Origin of the sequence: Gemmatimonas sp. (assembly GCF_046594945.1) — a bacterium.
GTDB lineage: Bacteria > Gemmatimonadota > Gemmatimonadetes > Gemmatimonadales > Gemmatimonadaceae > Gemmatimonas.
This window is the reverse complement of sequence record NZ_JBKJRB010000150.1, coordinates 1-20,364: the sequence shown is the minus strand read 5'-3', so window position 1 is coordinate 20,364 and position 20,364 is coordinate 1. Positions and strand designations below refer to the sequence as shown.

Genomic DNA, 20,364 nt, shown 5'->3' with positions numbered 1-20,364 from the left:
CGGGCAGCGCACGCACACGAACGCGCGCACCAAGAAGGGGCCGCGCCGCGCTATCGCGGGCAAGAAGAAGGTGACCAAGTAAGCCATGGCTACCGCCAAGAAAACCAAGCGCGTCGTCGAGGCCGAAGGTATTGCCCACGTCAGCGCCACGTTCAACAACACGACCATCACGATCACCGATATGCATGGCAACACGGTGTCGTGGGGCTCCGCCGGCAAGGCGGGCTTCAAGGGATCGAAGAAATCCACGCCGTTTGCCGCCACGGTGGCGTCCGAGCAGTGCGCGCGCGAAGCGCTCACGCTCGGCGTACGCCGCGTGCACGTGCGCGTGCAGGGTCCGGGCAGTGGTCGTGAGTCCGCCATTCAGGCGCTCGCCGCGGCCGGCCTCCAGGTGAAGTCCATTCGTGACGTCACCCCGATTCCGCACAACGGCTGCCGTCCCCCCAAGCGTCGGAGGGTCTAAGACATGGCCCGCTATACTGGTCCCAGCTGCCGTCAGTGCCGTCGTGAGGGCGCCAAGCTCTTTCTGAAGGGCACCAAGTGCTTCACCGAAAAGTGTCCCGTCGAGCGTCGTCCGTACGCCCCCGGTCAACACGGTCAGGCCACGGCGCGTCGTAAAAAGATTTCCGAATTCGCCAAGCAGCTGCGCGAGAAGCAGAAGATCAAGCGCATCTACGGCATCAGCGAGAAGCAGTTCCGCAATACGTTCGATCGGGTCGCGTCGACGCCCGGCATCACCGGTCACAACCTGTTGGCGGCGCTCGAAACGCGCCTCGACAACGTCGTGTATCGCATGGGCTTCGCGCCGAGTCGTAAGGCGGCGCGTCAGCTCATCCGTCACCGTCACATCGAGGTGAAGGGTCGCCTGCTGGACATCCCGTCCTACCAGGTGCGTCCGGGCGAAGAAGTGCGGGTCAAGCAGTCGTCGCGTGAGCTCGTGCTCGTGATGTCGGCCATGGAGCAGGCCGCGCGCGGTGCCTCGCTATCGTGGATCGCCGTCGACAAGGAGTCGTTCAGCGGTCGCGTGCTCGAAAAGCCACAGCGTCAGTCGATTCCGTTGGCAGCGCAGGAACAGCTCGTCGTCGAACTGTACTCCAAGTAATTCCTGGTACACAGCTGGGAAGTCGCGGCTCGGGCAGCGCGCCTCTTCCAGCGGTCGGGGCCCGAACCCCTCTACGGGGCTACCGCGCGTTCGGGGCGGGGTAGCGCGTCACTGGCGTACAGCGCCGGTGTGACCACTTCAAAATTTTCGAACTCCATGGCAACGATCGATCTCTCAGGGCTGGTTCGTCCGCAGCTTGTCGAAGCGACCAAGCGCGAGGACACGCCCAATCTGGCCGAATTCCGTCTGCAGCCGCTCGAACGCGGCTTCGGACACACGCTGGGCAATGCGATGCGCCGACTGCTCCTGTCGTCGCTCCGTGGCTCCGCGGTGTGGGCGTTCCGTATCGACGGTGTGGTGCATGAGCACCAGACCATCGGCGGCGTCGTGGAAGACGTGCACCAGATCATCGGTAATCTCAAAACGCTCACGCTGGCGCTTCCCGATGATGTCGAGCAGACCGTGCTCCGCATCGCCAAGTCGGGACCCGGCACCGTCACGGCCGCCGACATCCAGGTTAGCGGTGGCGCCCGGGTCATCGATCCGACGCACCACCTCTTCACCATCACCGACGAGCGCGACTTCAACGTCGAACTCTACGTGAACAAGGGTCGCGGGTACATCGAGAGCGATCAGCATCCCGCCGACAAGAATCTCTCCGTCGACGTGGTGCGTATCGATGCCATCTATAGCCCGGTGCGTCGCGTCAACTTCGCCGTCTCTGAGACGCGCGTTGGACAGCGTACCGACTACGACCGTCTCACGCTGACCGTGGAAACCAACGGCACGATGTCGCCCGAGGAAGCGGTGAGCTACGCTGCAGCTCTGGCCCAAACCCACTTCCAGTACTTCGTGGGCTTCGGGTCGTCGGCCTCTGCACAGCCCGGCGCGGGTGGCGACGGCTCCAATAGCGACGCGCTCCGCCTGGCCGAATTGTTCCGCACTCCGATCGACGATCTCGAACTCTCGGTTCGCTCGGTCAATTCACTCAAGAACTCAAACATCCGCTCGCTCGGCGATCTGGTTCGCCAGACCGAGGCGCAAATCCTTCAGGTCAAGAACTTCGGCAAGAAGTCTCTGCAGGAAATCGCCGCGCTGCTCGAGAAGGAAGGGCTCAATTTCGGCATGCGATACGAGGAAAGCACAGACGGTGTGCGCATCCTCGATATGGGCACCCCGCCCAGCCGCGCGGCCGAGAACGCGCCCGACGACGAAGACGACGAGGAGTAATTCCCATGCGCCATCGCAAGGCAAACCGCCAACTTCGGCGGACGAGTGAGCAGCGCTTGGCGCTGCTTCGCAACCTCGCAACCTCGCTCATTGAGCAGGGTGCGATCGAAACGACTGAGGCGAAGGCGAAAGAACTCCGCCCCTTCGTCGAGAAGCTGATCACGAAGGCCCGGACCGGCACGCTGCACGCGCGCCGCTTGGCTGGGAAGCACGTCCACAAGCGTGAGGCGGCCGACAAGCTGTTCCAGGAAATCGGCCCCATGTTCGCCACGCGACCGGGCGGTTATACGCGCATCCTCAAAACCGGCCACCGCAAGGGTGACGGTGCAGAGATGGCGCGGATCGAATTAGTCCAGAGCTGAGGAAATCGGACATGGCTATCGATAGACACCGCTGCTACGTATGCGACAAGGGCGTTGCCTTTGGAAACAGCGTCTCGCACGCAAACAATAAGACGCGCCGGACGTGGAGACCCAATCTCCAAGTGGTGCGCACCCTCAGCGAAGGGAAGGTTATCAAGGTCAAAGCCTGCACGCGGTGCATCGCCGCTGGCAAGATCACCCGCGCGCCGCGCGGTCAGGTTGCCGTCGCGTAATACGCGAACGGTAATGTCTCAGCGGGGAGCTCGCAGTTGCCGGGCTCCCCGCTTTGTACATGTGCCACCCGCTGTCGCCACTCACGACTCCTGACTTTCGACTGAGTACTCTGTTGAAGACTGCACTGATCACCGGGATTACCGGACAGGACGGCTCCTACCTCGCCGAACTCCTGCTCGCCAAGGGCTATCGCGTCGTCGGCGTCGTCCGTCGTTCGTCCACGACCCCCTACGAGCGCATCGCTCATCTCGTCGATCGCGTCGAACTCGTCTCGGCCGATCTCCTCGATCAGACGTCGCTCACTGACGTCGTGCACGAAACCCAGCCCCACGAGATCTACAACCTCGCCGCGCAAAGTTTTGTACAGACGTCGTGGACCCAGCCCGTGCTCACCGGCGAATTCACCGCCCTCGGAGTTACGCGCATGCTCGAAGCTATGCGGAAGGCGGCGCCGAAATCGCGCTTCTATCAGGCTAGTTCCAGCGAACAATTCGGCAAGGTGATCGAGACACCGCAGCGGGAATCCACCCCGTTCTATCCGCGGTCGCCGTATGGCGTTGCCAAGGTGTACGGGCATTGGATCACCGTGAACTACCGCGAAAGCTTCAATCTCTTCGCGGTGTCCGGAATCCTCTTCAATCACGAGTCGCCCCGCCGAGGCCTCGAATTCGTCACCCGGAAGATCACCGATGCCGTTGCCCGTATCAAACTCGGCCTCCAGCACGAACTGCGGCTCGGCAATCTTGAGGCCCGACGCGACTGGGGCTTCGCCGGCGACTACGTCGACGCGATGTGGCGCATGCTGCAGCTCGACGAACCAGATGATTTCGTAATCGGCACCGGCGAGACGTACTCCGTGCGAGAGTTCTGCATCGCCGCCTTCGGCGCCGTCGATCTCGATTATCGTGACTACGTCAGACAGGACGAGAAGTTCTTCCGGCCGGCTGAGGTCGATCTGCTGGTGGCCGATCCGTCTAAAGCCGAGCAGAAGCTCGGATGGACACCAACGGTCCCATTTGCCGAGCTAGTGCGCATGATGGTTGCCGCCGATCTCGCGCGGTACGAACGACCGCGGTGATCCGCCCGTGAAGCGCGTGCTGGTGACCGGAGCTGCCGGCTTCGTCGGGTCGTACTTGCTTGAAGCATTGCGGGACATCGGGAGTGAGCTGTTCGCGCTCGCCACCGATGCACCGACCGCCGTCCCCACGACGGCGGCCACGCGGTCCACGAGCGTCAGCGACACCACCACCTGGCTGTACGGCGATCTCAGAGCCGACGGCTACGTCGCGCACGTCGTGGACACGGCGCGGCCCGACACGGTAATCCACCTGGCGGCGATCTCACACGTTCCCACCGCTACCGCCGATCCGGCCCTCGCGTGGGATGTCAACGTCACCGCGACCGCACGCCTGCTCCAGGCGATTGGCCGCGCCCGCGAGACCGGCGCGATCGACCCCACGGTGCTCATCGTTGGTAGCGCCGAGCAGTACGGGCGACACGAAACACACGCGTTTCCGCTCACTGAAAGCTCCGTGCAGGCACCGCGAACGGTCTACGCCGCCACCAAGGCCGCGCAGGAGCTTCTGGCGCTGCAGTGCTGGCGGGCGACCGGACTGAAAGTGGTCGTCGCGCGGAGCTTTAACCACAGCGGACGCGGTCAGCCGACGCGATTTCTGCTGCCGGCCCTGGTGCAGCGTGCCGTTGAACTTCGTGGTGCCCCGCCGGGAACGACCATGCCGGTTGGCAATCGCTCGCCGATACGCGACTTCCTCCATGTTCGTGACGTCGTTGCTGCATATATTTCGCTCTGCCGACGGGGTACGCCTGGCGAGGCGTACAACGTGGCCAGCGGCACCGGATGGTCGGTGCAACAGATTCTTGAACGGGTTCTGGCGCGTGCCCACGTGCAGGCGACGCCCGTCGAAGATCCGTCGCTGGTGCGCCCGGTTGACGTCCCCATACTGATCGGGGATTCGCACAAATTGCAGCGCGCCACCGGATGGTCCGCCACGCGCGCTCTTGACGACATCATCGACGATCTCCTCCATGCCGCGACGCTCTGACCTGCACCGGATTCTCGTAATCGGCTCTGGACCGATCGTGATCGGGCAGGCTGCTGAATTTGATTACTCCGGAACGCAGGCCACCAAGGCCCTGCGTGAAGAGGGGTACGAGGTCATCCTCGTGAATTCCAATCCGGCCACGATCATGACCGACCCGGAGTTCGCCGACCGCACGTATATCGAGCCGGTCACGCCAGAGTTCGTCGAGAAAGTGATCGCCAAGGAACGTCCCGACGCCGTGCTGCCCACGATGGGCGGTCAGACGGCACTCAACGTCGCGCTCGCGCTCTACGACAGCGGCGTGCTCGAAAAGTACGGCTGCGAACTCATCGGTGCCGACGCGCGCGCGATTCGGGTCGCGGAAGATCGTAAGCTCTTCGCCGACGCTATGACGAAGATCGGACTCAAGTCTCCGGACGGCCGTACCATCACCACGCTCGAAGAGGCGATGGCCGGCGTCGAGGAGACGGGATTCCCGGCGATCATTCGTCCGTCTTTCACCCTCGGCGGCACCGGTGGCGGTATCGCGTATAACCGCGAGGAGTTCGAGACGATGGTGCGTCGCGGCCTCGACTTGTCGCCGGTGGGCTCCGTGCTCGTCGAGCGCTCACTGATCGGCTGGAAGGAATACGAGCTCGAAGTGATGCGCGATTGCGCCGACAACGTCGTGATCGTCTGCTCGATCGAGAATCTCGACCCGATGGGCGTGCACACCGGTGACTCGATCACCGTGGCGCCCTCGATGACGCTCTCCGATCGCGAGTATCAGGAAATGCGCGATGCAGCGGTGGCCATCATCCGCGAGGTGGGGGTCGAGGCCGGTGGCTGCAACATCCAGTTCGCCGTAAATCCGAAAGATGGCGAGTTGATCGTCATTGAGATGAACCCGCGCGTGTCCCGCTCGTCGGCCCTCGCCTCCAAGGCGACTGGCTTTCCGATTGCACGCATCGGCGCGAAGCTCGCCGTCGGCTACACGCTCGACGAAGTGCCGAACGACATCACCAAGACAACGCCGGCCAGTTTCGAGCCAGTGCTCGACTACGTGGTCGTGAAGTGCCCGCGCTTCGCCTTCGAGAAGTTCACGTCGTCCGATCCGGGCCTCACGACAACGATGAAGTCCGTCGGTGAGTCGATGGCGATCGGTCGCACGTTCAAGGAAGCGTTCCAGAAGGCGTTGCGGGCGCTCGAAACCGGCCGCAGTGGCTGGACGGTCGGTGAACGTCTCGTCGATGACCGTCTCGTCGAAGGCTCGAAGGAAGAGTTGCGTGGCGCACTGCGTCGCCCCACGCCGGAGCGCATCTATCAGCTCAAGCGTGCCATGCTTCTGGGCATGGGTACCGCGGAATTGCACGACATCACCGGAATCGATCCGTGGTTCCTCGATCAGTTGCAGGAGCTCATCGTCGCCGAGGCGGAGTACCAGCACGAGGCGTCCATCAACGCCGACAGCATGCGTCGCATGAAGCGCCTCGGTTTCTCCGATCGTCAGCTCGGCGCACTGCGCGGCCTCACCGAACACGAGGCCCGCGCGTTGCGCTGGTCACTTGGCGTGCGGCCGTCGTACAAGATGATCGACACCTGTGCCGGCGAGTTTCCCTCCACCACGCCGTACCTGTATGGCTGCTACGACGAGGAAAGCGAAGCCGCCACGGAAGGACGGCAGAAGGTCATCATCCTTGGGTCCGGTCCGAATCGGATCGGTCAGGGTGTCGAGTTCGACTACTGCTGTGTGCGCGCCGTGCTGGCGCTGCGCGAGCGGGGCTATGAGACCATCATGATCAACTCGAACCCCGAAACCGTCTCCACCGACTTCGACATTGCCGACAAGCTGTACTTCGAGCCACTCACACTTGAAGACGTGCTCGAAATCGTCCATCGCGAGAACCCGCTTGGCGTCATCGTGCAGCTCGGCGGCCAGACGCCGCTCAAGCTCACGCGGCCGCTCGAGGCGGCCGGCGTTCGCATTTTGGGCACGTCGCCCGATGCCATCGATATCGCTGAGGATCGTCGACGGTTCGAAGCCCTCGTGCGGGAACTCGGCATCGCCCAGCCGGCCAATGGAACGGCGACCAGCGTCGATGAAGCCGTGGAGATCGCCGACCGCATCGAGTATCCAGTGCTGGTGCGCCCGTCGTACGTGCTCGGCGGACGCGCGATGGAGATCGTGCACGACGCCGCATCGTTGCGTGACTACTTTGAGCGCGCCGCGCGTGTGAGCGAAGACCGCCCGGTGCTCGTCGACAAGTTCCTTGAGGATGCATTCGAGGCCGACGTCGATGCACTCTCCGATGGCACGAACGTGGTCATCGGATCCGTGATGGAGCACATCGAGAGTGCGGGTATCCACTCGGGTGACTCCGCCTGTGTATTGCCGCCGTACTTGATTCCGCAGGCTGCCGCCGACCAGATGCGCGCACACACCGTCGCCTTCGCCAAGAAGCTTGGTGTGGTCGGCCTGATCAACGTGCAGTACGCGTACAAGGACGGCGTGGTCTACGTGATTGAAGTCAACCCGCGGGCCTCGCGCACCGTGCCGTTCGTGTCGAAGGCCATCGGCGTTTCGCTAGCCTCGGTGGCCGCGCGACTGATGCTCGGTGAGACCCTGGCCGACGTCGGCTTTACGGCGGAGATCGTTCCGCCCTTCTTCAGTGTGAAAGAAGCCGTCTTCCCGTTTAACAAGTTCCGCGAGTTTGATCCGGTGCTCGGTCCCGAGATGCGCTCCACCGGCGAAGTCATGGGCATCGACGAGGACTTCGGTACGGCGTTCATGAAGTCACAGCTCGCGGCCGACAATGCGCTGCCTCGCACGGGCGCCGTGTTCATCACCGTGAACGATGCTGACAAACCGAGCGCCGCCACGTTGGCGACGCGGTTCCACGAACTTGGGTTTGCGCTCTACGCGACCAGCGGTACCGCCGCGTACCTGCGTGAGCGAAACATCCCGGTGCAGTCGGTACTCAAGGTCAGCGAGGGACGTCCGCACGGCGTCGACATGATCTTGAACGGGGAGATTCATCTGCTCGTGAATACGCCGCTCGGGAAACACGCGCAGGTGGACGACGAGCGCCTGCGTCAGGCGGCGATCAGTAACCGTGTGCCGTACACCACCACCCTGTCGGCCGCCAGCGCCGCCGCCGAGGCGATCGCGGCGCGACAGTCGCGCGAGCCCGGGGTGCGTTCGTTGCAGGAGTGGCACGTGATTCTGGCGGCATCGCTCGCCGCCCATGCGGCCGCCAGCGCGGCCGCCGTCGGTGCCGCGTGAGCATTCCCGGCATGGTCGCATCCGCCGGGCAGGGGAATGTCGCGCTGGGCGTCGTGCTCGGTGACGGCGCGCTCGTGCACGAGTCGGCGTATGTCGATGCCGGTGCGGTTATCGGTGCGGGAACGTACGTCTGGCATTTCTGTCACGTGCTGGGCGGCGCGACACTCGGTGCACACTGTTCGCTCGGGCAAAACGTGGTCGTGATGAATGGGGTTGTGGTCGGTGACAACGCGAAGATCCAGAACAATGTGTCGTTGTACGAAGGAGTGGAGCTCGAGGCCGACGTGTTCTGCGGTCCGTCTATGGTGTTTACCAACGTATATAATCCGCGCAGCGCCGTGTCGCGGAAGCACGAGTATCGTCGCACGCTGGTGCGCCGCGGGGCGACCATCGGGGCAAACGCCACGATTATCTGTGGTGTCACGATCGGGCGGTTTGCCTTCGTCGGCGCCGGTGCCGTCATCAATCGCGACGTTCCCGACTACGCGCTCGTGGCCGGCGTGCCGGGGCGGCGTATCGGCTGGATGTCGGAAGACGGCCACAAGCTGGAGTCGCTGAGCCTGTCCGGTGCCGACGGACAGCATGAAGTGCTTCGCTGCCCCGGCAGCGACGTGCGATACGAACGAGCTGGCGACGTGGTGGTTCGCCGTGAGGAAGCCGTATGACGCAAACCGTCATGCCCGCAGGACAGCGTATTCGCGTCGCGCTCTTGGGGTGCGGGCGGATCAGCAAGAACCACTTCGAGGCGCTCGCGAAGTTGCCGGGTCTGCAACTCGTGGCGGTCTGCGACATCGTGGCCGAACGCGCGCAGCTCGCTGGCACGCAGTACGATGTGCCATGGTTCACGAGTTACGAGCAGATGCTGGCTGATGTCCCCAGCGATGCGGTGATCATCGCGACGCCTTCCGGATTGCATCCGCAGCACGGCATTCTGGCCGCGAAGACCGGCCGGCACGTGATCTCCGAGAAGCCGATGGCGATTTCGCTCGCCGCCGCCGACGCGCTCGTGCAGGCGTGCGACGACCACCACGTCCATTTGTTCGTGGTCAAGCAAAACCGACTCAATCCGCCGATCGTGCTGCTGAAGCGCGCGATCGATCGCGGTCGTTTCGGACGGATCTACATGGCGAATTGCACGGTGCGGTGGACGCGCCCGCAGGACTATTACGATCAGGCGCCCTGGCGCGGAACGTGGGAGTTCGACGGTGGCGCGTTCATGAACCAGGCGTCGCACTATGTCGATCTCATGCAATGGCTGGTTGGCCCGGTCGAAAGCGTCATGGCCAAAACCGCGACGATGGCACGGCGCATCGAGGCGGAGGACAGCGGCGCCGCCCTGCTGAAGTTCCGCTCGGGCGCCATCGGCGTCATCGAAGTCACGATGCTCACCTTTCCCAAGAATCTCGAAGGGTCGATTACGATCCTCGGCGAGTTGGGGAGCGTGAAAATCGGCGGGTCGGCGGTCAACAAGGTCGAACATTGGACCTTCGCCGAGTACGATGACGACGACAAGCTCGTCGAGCAGGCGAACACCAATCCGCCAAGCGTGTACGGTTTCGGGCATGAGGGGTACTACCGCAATGTCGAGTCGGTGCTGCGTGGTGACGCGCTCCCCGATACGGATGGTCGTGCCGGTCGGAAGTCGCTCGAACTCATTCTGGGAATCTACGAATCGGCGAAGACTGGCCGCGACGTGCCCCTGCCGCTTCGCGTCAACATCTGAACTCATCAGTCATGGCCGTTCCTCTTCTCGATCTGAAGGCGCAGCACGCCACTATACGCGATGAAGTCGTTGCCGCGGTGATGGACGTGGTCGATCAGCAGGCGTTCATCCTCGGCGATCCCGTTGCGCAGCTCGAGTGCAGTGTGGCAGGACTTTCCCACGTCAAGTACGCGGTGGGCTGCGCCAACGGCACAGACGCGCTCCTGCTCGCGTTGCGCGCACTGGGCGTCGGACCCGGCGACGAGGTGGTCACCACGCCGTTCACGTTCTTCGCGACCGCCGGCGCGGTACACAATGTCGGGGCGCGCCCGGTGTTCGTCGACATCGATCCGCGCACGTTCAACGTGGCGCCGGACGGCATCCGCGCGGCCGTCAGTGCGAAGACAAAAGCCGTGATTGCCGTCGATCTATTCGGTCAGATGGCGGCGATCGAGCAGGTCAACGACGCGGCCCAAGGACGCCCGGTCATCGAAGATGCGGCCCAGTCGATCGGCGCCAGCCGCGTCGTGAACGGCGTCACGGTCATGGCCGGGGAGGCCGCGACGATCGGCACGTACAGTTTCTTCCCGTCAAAGAATCTCGGCGGGTACGGCGACGGCGGTATGATGGTCACCCAAGACGAGGCGCTCTTCGACTCGTTGATGATGCTGCGCGTCCACGGTGGTCGAAAAACGTATTACCATGAGATCGTCGGCTACAACAGCCGCCTCGATGCGCTGCAGGCGGCCGTCTTGCGGGCGAAGCTGCCGCATCTCGAATCGTGGAGCGCGGCCCGCCGACGGAATGCCGCGTACTATGACGCGGCGTTTGCGCATCTCGCAGACGTCGTCACGCCGTTCATCGATCCCGCCAACACCTCGATTTACAATCAGTACACGATCCGGGTGCCCAATCGCGATGCGCTACAGGCGCACCTCAAGGATCGCGGTATCGGCTGCTCTGTATACTATCCGCTACCGCTTCATCTGCAGCCGTGCTTCGCGTATCTCGGTTACCGGCACGGGCAGTGCCCCGAGTCGGAACGAGCGGCGCTCGAAGTGCTGTCGCTGCCTGTTTTCCCCGAGCTTACCACTGCACAACTCGATGAAGTGATCGAGGCAGTGCGAGCCTTCTTTGGACGCTGAGGCGTACGACATGGTCGATTCCCCTTCGATGAAGGACCACCTACTCGCGAAAATCGAGGACCGTACCGCCGTCATTGGCGTGATCGGTCTGGGATACGTCGGGTTGCCGCTCGCGATGGAGTTCGTGCACGCCGGCTTTCGCGTGATCGGCTACGACGTCAGCCAGCGCGTGATCGACCTGTTGATGGCCGGACAGTCGCACATCCAGGACATCCCGAATCAGGTGGTGCAGGAGGCGGTCGCGGCGGGCCGCTTCTTGGCCACCGCCGTCGAGGCACGAATCGGCGAGTGCGACGCCATTTCCGTCGCCGTGCCCACGCCGCTCTCCAAGACGCGCGATCCGGACATGGCGTTTGTGTTGGCCGCCGCCGACGCGATCGCGCGGCAAGCGCATCCCGGCATGTGTGTCGTGCTGGAAAGCACCACCTATCCGGGCACGACACGTGAACTCCTGCAACCGCGACTCGAAGCCATGGGCCTCACGGTCGGCCAGGATGTGTTCGTGGCGTTCAGCCCCGAGCGCGTCGATCCGGGCAACCCGACCTACCAGACCAAGAACACCCCCAAGGTGGTCGGCGGGGTCACGCCGGCCTGTGTCGAGGTGGCCAGCGCGCTCTACGCCAGCTGTATCGACGTGGTGGTGCCGGTGTCGTCGCCGGAAGCGGCCGAGCTGGTGAAGCTGCTCGAGAACACCTTCCGCGCCGTGAACATTGGCTTGGTGAACGAAATCGCGATTGTGTGTGACAAACTGGGCGTGGACGTCTGGGAAGTCATCAACGCCGCCGCCACCAAGCCGTTCGGGTTCATGAAGTTCACGCCGGGCCCCGGCATCGGGGGCCACTGCATTCCCCTCGACCCGCACTATCTCGCCTGGAAGATGCGCACGCTCAACTACAAGACGCGCTTCATCGACCTCGCCAGCGAAATTAATTCGCACATGCCGGAGTGGGTCGTCCAAAAAGTGGCCGACGCGCTCAACGAAGTACGGAAGGCGGTTCGCGGCAGTCGCGTACTGGTTCTCGGGGTCGCCTACAAGCGTGATATCGACGACGTGCGCGAAAGCCCGGCCCTCGACGTGATCCGCCTGCTCGAGGGCCGGGGCGCGCACGTGGAGTTCCACGATCCGTTCGTGCCCGAATTCCGCGAGGACGGGCACAGCCGCAAGGGCGTCGAACTCAGTGATGAGATGTTGCGTTGGGCCGACGCGGTTGTCGTCGTCACTGATCACAAGCATGTCGATTACCAGCGCGTCGTCGACCACGCCGCGTTGCTGGTCGACACGCGAAACGTCACGGCTGGCCTCAAGGCCGGGCGCGCACGCATCATCCCACTGGCGTCCGGCCGTCGGACCGTGGGCGCAACATCATGAACCGGGCTCCCGCAGGCGGAACGGATCCGCAGTCGGCGCATCGGGTACCAGAGTCCGCATGAGTCACCGACTGTCTCGCGTTGAATTCCGCCTGCTGATACTGCTCGGTGTAGCCGCAGCATTAGCGGGCTGTTCCCGTGGCTTCCAACCTCGCGATTACGCGAATCCTGAAGCGCTCTTCCGTGCCTCCCTGCTGGAGTTCCAGCGGCAGAAGTGGGACAACGCGAAGATCGGCTTCGAACGGCTTACCAGTGACTTGTCGGCGCGTGATCCGCTATTGGCGCCGGCCTATTTCTATCTGGCGCTGTCACATGAGCGACAGAAGGAGTATTTGCTCGCCGCGCAGGCCTTCGAGCGTATCACCGACGGCTTTCCCGACGACACACTCGCGCCGACCGCCATGCTTGGTGTCGGGCGCAGCTATCAAAGCCTCTGGCGGCGACCGTCCCTCGATCCCGAGAACGGCCAGAAGGCCATCTCGATTCTCCGGGCCCTCCTCTCGTCGTATCCGGAGAGCAAAGAAACGGACGACGCCAAGAAGCGCATCGTCCAGATCGAAGAGTGGATGGCGCAGAAGGACTACGACACCGGCGTCCATTATGTCCGTGTTCGTCGGTCCGTCGACCCGGCGATCATTTACTTCAAGGATGTCGTCACCACCTACCCGAGCACGAAGGCGGCCCGCCTCTCGTGGCTTCGGTTACATGAGCTATATACGAAAATCCGCTGGAAGGAAGACGCCGCCGAGACGTGTACCGCGATGTGGCGGGCGTACCCAGGGGATCCGTTGGTCAAGGCGGCCTGTGGAGCGGCACCGGCTGATTCGGCCACGGCCGTGAAGACGCCACCACCGGCCGTGTTGTCGCCGATCGCGTACGCACGCCCGGGTCCGGAACGTCGCGGATGACCCGCACGGATTGACCTCGATGCGCCTCGGCATCCTTGGCGGAAGTTTTGATCCGCCGCATGTCGGCCACCTCCTGGTGGCTCAGGATGCTCTCGATGAGCTCGCGCTCGATCGACTGCTGATCGTCCCGGCGGCCCAACAGCCGCTCAAGGGCGGGGATCAGACGGCCGCCGCGCACCGGCTCGCGATGGTGCAGGCCTGCTTTGGCGGGATCCCGCGCATTGAGGTTGACCCCATCGAAATCGAACGGGGCGGGTTATCTTTCATGGTTGACACCGTGCAGTCGCTGCACCGACGCTGGCCGTCGGCGACGCTGTACCTGCTGGTAGGCGATGACGTGGTCTCCACGTTACCGCGTTGGCGCAACGTGACTCGGTTGTTGTCGATGGTGCAGCTGGTGATACTGCACCGCGCCGACCGTAGTCACGATGTCGCCGCGCACACCGTCCCGCTGGACAGCTTCGGAGCAGCGACCGCACGGCGGCTGGCGACGCGACGCGTCGACGTGTCATCAACCGAAATCAGGGCACGGGTACGGGACGGGCGCTCCATTCGGGGTTTCGTTTCTGACGCCGTGCAGACGTACATAGCGACCACCCGATTGTATCTCGAGAACTCCCGGGAGTCGTCGACGGCGGAGGGCCCAACGCGCGCCTGATGGCGTACGGGGACTTCGTCGTCGCGGCGCCCTTGCCATGAGGTTCGTATGCTGAAGGGCTTGATTGGACGCGTGTTCGGCACGCGTCACGAACGTGAACGGAAGCGGGTGCAGCCGGTGCTCTCCGAGATCCATGAGATCGAAGCGCGCCTCGCCGCGCTCTCCGATAGCGAGATTCAGGGGCAGACCGCCAAGTTCCGCAGCATTCTTGCCGAACGCATCGGTCCCATCGAGAGCCGTATTGCGGAGCGCAAGGCCGCCAAGCACGACAGCGCCGATCCAGCCGAGCGTGAGCGTATTGATCTCGAGCTCCAGGGCGCCGACGGGCGTGGCGGTGAGGAGGGCGATCTTCGCACCGCCATCGCCGACGTGCTCGACGAGCTGCTTCCCGAGGCATTCGCGACCGTGCGCGAGGCGTGCCGGCGACTTAAAGGCACCGCCGTCCTGGTCACCGGGAACGAGCTCACGTGGGACATGGTCCCGTACGACGTCCAGCTGATTGGCGGGATCCAGCTGCACCTCGGCCGCATCGCAGAAATGGCGACGGGCGAAGGCAAGACGCTGGTCGCGACGCTCCCGATGTATCTCAATGCACTGCCCGGTCGTGGCGCGCACCTCGTCACGGTGAACAACTATCTCGCGCGGCGCGACTCCCAGTGGATGGGCCATCTGTATCGATGGCTCGGCCTTTCGGTCGGTTGTCTCGACGACACGGAACCGGGAACCTTTGAGCGACGTGCCGTTTACGGCTGCGACATCGCATACGGCACCAACAACGAGTTCGGATTCGACTACCTGCGCGACAACATGGTCGTGTCGCTCGAACAGCGGGTGCAACGCACGCACATTTTCGCGATCATCGACGAAGTCGACTCGATTCTCATCGACGAAGCGCGCACGCCGCTCATCATCTCGGGCCCGGTAGGCAATGAGAGCGATGGCCGATACGCCGAATTCAACACGGCGGTAGAGCGCCTCGTACGCCGCCAGTCCGAACTCGTGAATACACTGGTCGGCGAAGGCGAGCGCGCCTTCGAATCGAAAGACGAACAGGACGCGGCGCTCAAGCTGTACAAGGCGCAACTGGGTGGTCCGAAGAACAAACGACTGGTGAAGGCGCTCCAGGAGTCCGGTGTCAAGCAGCTCGTGCAGCGCATGGAGCTTGACATCATCTCGGACAAGAAACTCCCGATGAGCAAGCGAACGTATCGCGAGATCGAAGACGATCTGCTGTATGTGCTCGACGAGAAGGGGCACACCGTGCACCTCACGGAACAGGGGCTCGACTACCTCTCGCCGGACGCGCACGATCAGTTCGTGCTCCCCGACATTTCGCTCATGATCGGCAAACTCGATCGCGATCACGAGATCTCCGCGACCGAACGGCTCGAGCAGCGCAATGCCATCGAGCGCGAGTATGCGCTCAAGAGTGAGCGGCTCAATATCATTCATCAGCTGCTGCGCGCGCACGCCTTGTACGAGCGCGACGTGAACTACGTCGTGCAGGAAGGGCAGGTACTCATCGTCGACGAATTCACCGGCCGCACGATGCCCGGGCGTCGCTGGAGCGAAGGGCTGCACCAGGCCGTGGAAGCCAAAGAGCGCGTGCAAGTGAAAGGCGAGACGCAGACGCTCGCTACCATCACGATCCAGAACTACTTCCGCATGTACGAAAAGCTGGCCGGCATGACCGGCACGGCGGAAACGGAAGAGAACGAGTTCCACGAAATTTACGGCCTCTCGGTGTCGGTCATTCCCACGAACCGTCCGATTACACGTGATGACCGTCAGGATTACGTGTTCAAGACGCGTCGCGAGAAGTACAACGCCATCGTCGACGAAACCAAGCGATTGCACGAACTCGGCTATCCGGTGCTCGTTGGCACGGCGAGCGTCGAAGCCTCCGAAACGCTGGCACGACTGTTCGCGCGCGCCGGTCTCAAGCACAACGTGCTGAACGCCAAGTATCACCAGCGTGAAGCCGAGATCGTGGCGGGTGCCGGTCAGCCGGGCGCCATTACGATCGCGACGAACATGGCAGGCCGCGGTACGGACATCAAACTCGGTGCCGGTATCACCGTAGCCAAACCGTCAACGGTCACCGATCCCGACGGCAAGGCGATCGAGATCTCTGAAATTGGCGGCCTGCATATCATCGGGTCCGAACGCCACGAATCGCGCCGAATCGATCGCCAGTTGCGTGGTCGCTCCGGTCGGCAGGGCGACCCGGGCGCGTCGCAGTTCTTCCTGTCGCTCGAAGATGATCTGATGCGTCTCTTCGGATCCGACCGGATCGCGAAACTGATGGATCGCATGGGGGCGCAGGATGGTGAGGTGCTCACGCATCCGCTCATCACGCGCTCCATCGAGCAAGCGCAGAAGCGCGTCGAGCTGCAGAATTTCCAGTCGCGCAAGCGGCTGCTCGAGTACGACGATGTGATGAATCAGCAGCGCGAAGTGATCTACTCGCTGCGCGCGTTCGCGCTCGAAGGTGGCGAGGAACTGAAGGGCGAGGCGCTCAAGATGATCGATCGCGGCGTGCAGCGCCGCGTCGGGCAGGCACTCGCCACATTCGACAAACAGGAAGACTGGGACGTTGAGTACGTGCAGCAGGATCTCCTGATGCACTACATGCTGCAGGTGCCGACCTTCGCCGACGGCGCGCGTCCGGTATCTGTTGAGGAAGCACAAGCCCTTGCGGTCGAGGCCGGGCGTGCGGCGTTCGATCAGAAACTCGAGAGCCTGAATGCCGTCACGGACGAGAGTGGGCAGGGGTTCGCCGATCGGTTGCTCTCCCTTGTCACGCTCAACGTGATCGACGAGAAGTGGAAGGATCACCTGTACGATCTCGACCAGCTGCGCGCCTCCATTCACTATCGGTCGTGGGGGCAAAAGGATCCCCTAGTCGAGTACAAGCAGGATGCGTATACGATGTTCGAAGAGCTCATGCACGATCTGGCGAACACCTTCACCGAACGCTTTCTCAAGGCGCAACTCGTCTTCGAACCGGCGCCGATGGAGAGCTTCGAGTCCGCACCGCCGATGGGCGAGTTCCCGCTTCAGGGCAGTCGTCCCACCAAGCGGTTCAATGCCTTGGGCATTCTCGAAGATATTCCGACTGAAGAGCTCGACCTCGTCGATGCCATCGATGAGGGGCGTGATGCCGGTGTGGAAGAGTCCGACCAGGACGGCGCCGCAGAACCGGCACGTCGGATCGCGCGCGGCACACCGGCCGTGGTGGGAGCCGGACCGGTGCGATCCCTCGGAGTCGGGGGAGGCGCTCTGCCTCCCGGCTGGGAGTCGACGCCTCGGAACAATGCCTGTCCGTGCGGCTCCGGGAAGAAATTCAAGAAGTGCCACGGCGTGAACCTCTAGCCGCTTCGAGCTCCGATCCGCGCCGGGGCGGGCCATCCTGACGCAGCCGCTGACAGGCGGATGACGGTGGCGCCGCATTGTGGTCAACCCACGAGCGGGCCCGGCCCGGCGCGACGGAGCGGAGACAGACACGAGTCGCGTCGGGTAGGCCCACCTGGGCCATCGTGGGCCAGCGTGACCGGCAACGGGGCTTGTGGAACCGGCAATCAGGATCGGTGGTATATTATGTTATCCTCCTCCCGAGAGCGCCTCCAATGCGTCTGAGGTTCATCTGCGGCCTAATGGCCGTGATCGGTCCAGTGTTGCCACTATCCGCGCAATCCCGCGGTGGCGACGGGTTTCTGTTCGCGCCGCCCCACGCCACGCTTTCTATTCGAGGCGGCTTCGCCCGACCAAGTGCCTCCAGTGATGTGTTCTCATTTGTCACCGAGCGGTTAACCGTGAACCGCGGTGATTTCGCTGGCGTGTCACTCGCGTCCGACCTCGCAATCCGCGTGCATTCCCGCGTCGATGTACTGCTCGGCACGGGCCTCAGCACGCGCGTGACGCGATCCGAGGATCGCGACTTCGTCGACACCGACAATTTGCCTATCGAACAGCGCACCACGTTCCGGCGCATTCCGATCACCGCAGGCTTGAAGCTGCATCTACGGCCCGAAGGCCGGACGGTGAGCAAGTTGGCGTGGGTGCCCAGCAAACTCTCTCCGTATGTCGCGGCGGGCGGCGGCATGATGTACTACTTGTTCAAGCAAGACGGCGATTTCGTCGACTACCAGACGCGCGACGTGTTCAGCACCACGCTCCGCTCCTCCGATGTATCCGCGATGGCCTTCGGTTCCGTCGGGACGACGTATTCGTTGACGACGCACGTTGGCCTGAACGCAGAATTGCGATACGAGCATGCGCGTGGCGCACTCAGTTCCGACTTCCGCGACTTCTCGCCGATCGACCTGTCCGGTGTCGGTCTGACCGCCGGCTTTCTCTTCCGCTTCTGAGGATGACCTCATGATCTCGATAGGAATAGTCGATGCGTTACGCGCGGCCCGCTTCACGGCGATCGCGTCGCTGATCTGCGCCGGGTCGATGTCCGCGCAGTCGTCAACGACCCCATCGACGGCTACTGCCGTCGACCCTCGCTTTCAGCCGTGGATGGGCTGCTGGACACCGTCAGCGCAGTCAACCGGGGCCGGGATAGGAGAGACGCCGAAGCCGCCTTCGATGGCCTGTGTCGTGCCCTCGACGACAATCAACGGAAGCGTCGACCTCGTGGTATTTGACAGTGCCAACGTGTCTACCCGCGCCGCGGTCCCGCTTCCGGGGACGCGCGTCGCGAAGTCGGTCGATGGTTGTACTGGCACCGAGACGGCCACGTGGATGCCCGACGAGCGTCGACTTCTCATGCAAGCCGATCTCGCATGCGGTCGCGGCGCGAGGCGCTTGGAGACTGGACTGATGACGATGTCGGCGTCGGGCGAGTGGATGCAGGTGCAGCATCTGGATGTCGGCGGCAATTCGGCGACCTCGGTGATGACCCTCCGATACGTCGTAGATTCGCTCGGCGAATGGGCACGCCTTGGCGCGAGTGCCCTGCCGTCGACCCCTTCGCTGCGTCTCGCGGTGGGCGCGCCGCTTTTGAACCAAGACGTTCTGGAAGTGGCAAAGCGAGCACCGGCGGCGCTCACCGAAGCCTGGCTGACAGAAACCCGGCAGCCGTTTTCGGTGAATGGGAGGGACCTCGTACGATTGGCTGATGGCGGGATGCCGTCGCGCGTGATCGACCTCATGATCGCGATCTCGAACCCTGAAACGTTCGCCGTGCGGACGCCCGCTGCAGATCGCAACCGACCGATGGCGGGCGACCTGATAACAGGTGGATTCGCCAGCTCGCGCGCTCGCGGCGGATGCCGCCGCCTCGACGACTTCTGCTACGGGCCGGGTGGCATGGGCGCCTGGGGATTGGGTTGGCAATATGGGTTGAGTCCGTTCGACGCCTATAGCCTACGCTACGGGTACGGCGGCCTGTACAGCCCGTACGGTTTTGGTAATGGTTTCTATCCGGGCAACACACCCATCATCATTGTGACTCGTGGGCAACCCGACCCGTCCACGCCGTCCAATGCAGGGAGGGCGGTCCGAGGCAGTGGCTACACGCGCGCATCCTCCGGTGGCTCGAATTCGCCGACACCGACGTCGATCGGTGGCAGCAGTTCGTCGGGCAGCGGCAGCGGTGCCACCGGTGCTGGCAGCGGCGCGGGTAGCAGCACGGGTAGCGGCGCGGGTAGCGGCGCGGGTAGCAGCGGCTCCGGCGGTGGCGGCACGGGTCGAACGGCGAAGCCTCGCGGCAGCGGCGGTACCTGATGGAAGAGGGTAGGACGGGCGGGCAATCCAAGTGATTGCCCGCCTTTTTCTTGCTTTGTCGCACAATTCGTCCGGTGTCGGTTGACACCCGTCTTCCAAATGGTTTATATCCCCGACCCGCCGCGTCAGTGGAACGTAGCTGACTCGACCATGGCACTTTGGTGTATGGCGGTGTGGGGCGTTCGTTTACCGGCCACGGCTGGTGTGTCGTTGCTTCAGCGGGCCAGATTCTCTCGGGCAAAGCCTAGCAGGGATATCGGTGCGAAGCACGGCAGGCGCGGTCGTTGATTGGGTGCGCTGGGTCCGACTGGGTGGCGAGCCGAGCAGATTTCGTGATGATCACGAATGCGCCTCGAACTCGTAAAAAGCTCAACCGGACGCCTTGACGAGCCCCGCTCTGCGGTTTATTAATACGATCTGCCGCAGAGAACGCGGCGAAGCAAAACATGGTAACTGAAGCAGCCGCAAGCGGTTGCGACATGATAGCAGGGAAGTAGGATCGCTGTTTGACAATCGAAGTTCGAGATCGATGGATGTGCAGAACGGTATCAGTGACCTGCGGCTTCTTCAGGGCTGCAGCGAGATATGCAATCTGTT

The 20,364-nt window shown here is 63.3% G+C and carries 18 protein-coding genes and 1 pseudogene; 18 read left to right on the top strand and 1 reads right to left on the bottom strand.

Annotated features, from left to right (window positions below):
* The 18 genes and pseudogenes from ACLL97_RS17825 to ACLL97_RS17740 all read left to right on the top strand — a co-directional run.
* Positions 1 to 82, top strand: a pseudogene (locus ACLL97_RS17825) (30S ribosomal protein S13); the annotation flags it as partial.
* A 3-nt stretch (positions 83 to 85) separates the two neighbouring features.
* Complete coding sequence (gene rpsK, locus ACLL97_RS17820; protein WP_171224245.1) at positions 86 to 463, top strand: 30S ribosomal protein S11; 378 nt, start codon at positions 86 to 88, stop codon at positions 461 to 463.
* Positions 464 to 466: 3 nt separating this feature from the next.
* Positions 467 to 1,102 carry a 30S ribosomal protein S4 gene (rpsD, locus tag ACLL97_RS17815; RefSeq protein WP_411281826.1) on the top strand — a complete coding sequence of 212 codons (636 nt, stop codon included), beginning with the start codon at positions 467 to 469 and terminating at the stop codon, positions 1,100 to 1,102.
* 156 nt (positions 1,103 to 1,258) lie between these two features.
* Positions 1,259 to 2,332 (top strand): DNA-directed RNA polymerase subunit alpha, encoded by a 1,074-nt coding sequence (locus ACLL97_RS17810; protein ID WP_171224247.1) that lies wholly within the window; start codon positions 1,259 to 1,261, stop codon positions 2,330 to 2,332.
* 5 nt (positions 2,333 to 2,337) lie between these two features.
* Positions 2,338 to 2,694: a 50S ribosomal protein L17 gene (rplQ, locus tag ACLL97_RS17805; protein WP_171224248.1), complete on the top strand. Its 357-nt coding sequence runs from the start codon at positions 2,338 to 2,340 to the stop codon at positions 2,692 to 2,694.
* A gap of 11 nt (positions 2,695 to 2,705) precedes the next feature.
* Positions 2,706 to 2,927: a 50S ribosomal protein L28 gene (rpmB, locus tag ACLL97_RS17800; RefSeq protein WP_171224249.1), complete on the top strand. Its 222-nt coding sequence runs from the start codon at positions 2,706 to 2,708 to the stop codon at positions 2,925 to 2,927.
* Between the two features lie 113 nt (positions 2,928 to 3,040).
* Positions 3,041 to 4,006: a GDP-mannose 4,6-dehydratase gene (gmd, locus tag ACLL97_RS17795; protein ID WP_411281825.1), complete on the top strand. Its 966-nt coding sequence runs from the start codon at positions 3,041 to 3,043 to the stop codon at positions 4,004 to 4,006.
* A gap of 7 nt (positions 4,007 to 4,013) precedes the next feature.
* Entirely contained in the window at positions 4,014 to 4,991 is a 978-nt protein-coding gene (locus ACLL97_RS17790) for a GDP-mannose 4,6-dehydratase (protein ID WP_411281824.1), read from the top strand.
* Entirely contained in the window at positions 4,975 to 8,253 is a 3,279-nt protein-coding gene (carB, locus tag ACLL97_RS17785) for a carbamoyl-phosphate synthase large subunit (RefSeq protein ID WP_411281823.1), read from the top strand. The genes ACLL97_RS17790 and carB overlap by 17 nt, the downstream gene beginning before the upstream one ends.
* Before the next feature lie 11 nt (positions 8,254 to 8,264).
* Positions 8,265 to 8,918 (top strand): DapH/DapD/GlmU-related protein, encoded by a 654-nt coding sequence (locus tag ACLL97_RS17780; protein ID WP_411281822.1) that lies wholly within the window; start codon positions 8,265 to 8,267, stop codon positions 8,916 to 8,918.
* Positions 8,915 to 9,976, top strand: a complete 1,062-nt coding sequence (locus tag ACLL97_RS17775; RefSeq protein ID WP_411281821.1) for a Gfo/Idh/MocA family protein — start codon at positions 8,915 to 8,917, stop codon at positions 9,974 to 9,976. Before ACLL97_RS17780 ends, ACLL97_RS17775 begins: the two co-directional genes overlap by 4 nt.
* 11 nt (positions 9,977 to 9,987) lie before the next feature.
* Complete coding sequence (locus tag ACLL97_RS17770; RefSeq protein WP_411281820.1) at positions 9,988 to 11,100, top strand: DegT/DnrJ/EryC1/StrS family aminotransferase; 1,113 nt, start codon at positions 9,988 to 9,990, stop codon at positions 11,098 to 11,100.
* Between the two features lie 10 nt (positions 11,101 to 11,110).
* Entirely contained in the window at positions 11,111 to 12,469 is a 1,359-nt protein-coding gene (locus tag ACLL97_RS17765) for a nucleotide sugar dehydrogenase (protein ID WP_411281819.1), read from the top strand.
* A 58-nt stretch (positions 12,470 to 12,527) separates the two neighbouring features.
* Positions 12,528 to 13,376: an outer membrane protein assembly factor BamD gene (locus ACLL97_RS17760; protein ID WP_411281818.1), complete on the top strand. Its 849-nt coding sequence runs from the start codon at positions 12,528 to 12,530 to the stop codon at positions 13,374 to 13,376.
* A 19-nt stretch (positions 13,377 to 13,395) separates the two neighbouring features.
* Positions 13,396 to 14,034: a nicotinate (nicotinamide) nucleotide adenylyltransferase gene (gene nadD, locus ACLL97_RS17755; protein ID WP_411281817.1), complete on the top strand. Its 639-nt coding sequence runs from the start codon at positions 13,396 to 13,398 to the stop codon at positions 14,032 to 14,034.
* Between the two features lie 48 nt (positions 14,035 to 14,082).
* Entirely contained in the window at positions 14,083 to 17,409 is a 3,327-nt protein-coding gene (secA, locus tag ACLL97_RS17750; RefSeq protein WP_411281816.1) for a preprotein translocase subunit SecA, read from the top strand.
* A 254-nt stretch (positions 17,410 to 17,663) separates the two neighbouring features.
* Entirely contained in the window at positions 17,664 to 18,404 is a 741-nt protein-coding gene (locus ACLL97_RS17745) for a hypothetical protein (RefSeq protein WP_411281815.1), read from the top strand.
* Between the two features lie 10 nt (positions 18,405 to 18,414).
* Complete coding sequence (locus ACLL97_RS17740) at positions 18,415 to 19,767, top strand: hypothetical protein (RefSeq protein ID WP_411281814.1); 1,353 nt, start codon at positions 18,415 to 18,417, stop codon at positions 19,765 to 19,767.
* A 244-nt stretch (positions 19,768 to 20,011) separates the two neighbouring features.
* On the opposite strand, the gene ACLL97_RS17735 is transcribed toward ACLL97_RS17740, so the two are convergent.
* Positions 20,012 to 20,364 (bottom strand): hypothetical protein (locus tag ACLL97_RS17735; RefSeq protein ID WP_411281813.1); only part of this gene is annotated, 353 nt, incomplete at its 5' end.